The 1330-nt window shown below is 51.5% G+C and carries 2 protein-coding genes; one reads left to right on the top strand and one right to left on the bottom strand.

What is annotated here, in order from left to right; genetic code table 11:
* Positions 1 to 302: 302 nt before the first annotated feature.
* A complete protein-coding gene (locus tag HBN63_RS21525; RefSeq protein WP_262499079.1) occupies positions 303 to 959 on the top strand; it encodes a HEPN domain-containing protein in 657 nt (218 codons plus the stop codon).
* 147 nt (positions 960 to 1106) lie between these two features.
* On the opposite strand, the gene HBN63_RS21770 is transcribed toward HBN63_RS21525, so the two are convergent.
* The coding region (locus HBN63_RS21770) for a hypothetical protein (protein WP_223181901.1) at positions 1107 to 1330 on the bottom strand (224 nt) is incomplete at its 5' end.

The following is a 1330-nucleotide window of genomic DNA, read 5'->3' as shown; positions in this document are numbered from 1 at the left end:
GCCTGAAAAGTGTCCGGATGGCCGTGAAATCGGTGTCCGGATGCTCGTGGAATGAGTGTCCGGATCAGCGTGGAATCACTGTCCGGATGTGCGTGGAATGGGTGTCCGAGTCAGCGTGGAATCCGCACTTCAAGACGTTTCTGTTGCTCGGCGATCTGGGCTTCAAGGGCTTTGTATTCTGCAATTATCGACATTGGTATTTCCTTAGATCTGACGAAGTGTGCCAATAGGCTCGAACCTATCGCAGGTTAGTTGAAAAGGGTTGTGGCTAGAAGCTGCCATTAAGCCAGCTCAGGTACAAAATGGCCGAGATCGCCAAGTGGTGTCTAAGCATAATTGCAGAGCAGTTGCTAACTACCTCGCTTATGACGCATTTTGCGCGGACAGGAACTCATCAGCAAAGGGATCTAATTGTGTCCAAGGCGAAGTATTCGTTCGAGTATTCCATCAAAGACGCAGAGGAGCTTCTAGAGCACTTTGATGCGCTGAATAGTTCTGTACCTCCTCCGAACGCAGAAGTGCTTAAGCGAGCTGGATTGGTGATGGCTTTGACCGCTTGGGAAACCTATGTCGAAGACCGGATCAAAGAGGCGCTAAGCATTCAACTTCGCCTGATTGCCGGGAGCCACTGTGGCGACTTCATTCGTCAGAAACTCGAAAGTGAGCTCAAGCGATTTCATAACCCTGACGCGACCAAAACGCGGCAGCTTTTCTTGGATTACCTAGGTCTTGACGTCACTGAAAGTTGGGTGGGGCTAAATGCTGACGCGGCAGCGAACCGAAAGGCGCTTGATGGCTGGATAAGCAAGCGCGGCCAGGCAGTGCATCGCTCCAAAGTGAATGCTGGCGGCGCACCTGCAGCACACTTAGTGCGACGGGATGACCTGGAAAAGGCCATCCGTTTCGTAAAGCTGCTGGTAGATAAGACTGATCAATATCTCGAGGATAAGATGGCATAGAAGGGAGGCTATACAGCCTCCCACGATGTGAATAGCCTCCGATTTCGTAGATACCTCCAAGTCTCAACGGAGGCCTACTAAGCCGAAGCGGACAGTCCACTTTTGGCCGATTCTGTTGAAAAAGTCGGTTTTTGAGAGAGCTGTTTTTCAGCAGCTCAAATAACACTCGATTTCGGCGTTGCTACTTAAAAACCAATACAGTTCCGCCTTCTGAACGAACCAGATTTCAACGTCGCTCACGCTCTCCCGCCGCGTCAGGATAGTTGTCGTGTGAGTTGATTCGATGAGTCTTGGTCGGTGGGCGGAAGTGAGAGCCGTGTGGCGCGTTATTCGATAGAGCATCGGGAGTGGGTGGTGCGGCAGATGATGCC

The sequence above is a fragment of the Pseudomonas sp. WS 5011 genome (assembly GCF_012985775.1).
Taxonomy (GTDB): Bacteria; Pseudomonadota; Gammaproteobacteria; order Pseudomonadales; family Pseudomonadaceae; genus Aquipseudomonas; species Aquipseudomonas peli.
This window is presented reverse-complemented; position numbering and strand designations above follow the sequence as displayed.

What these genes read in the sequence shown, in the direction of transcription:
- HBN63_RS21525 (WP_262499079.1), top strand. Translation starts at nt 303, where the DNA reads ATGGCCGAGATCGCCAAGTGGTGTCTAAGCATAATTGCAGAGCAGTTG.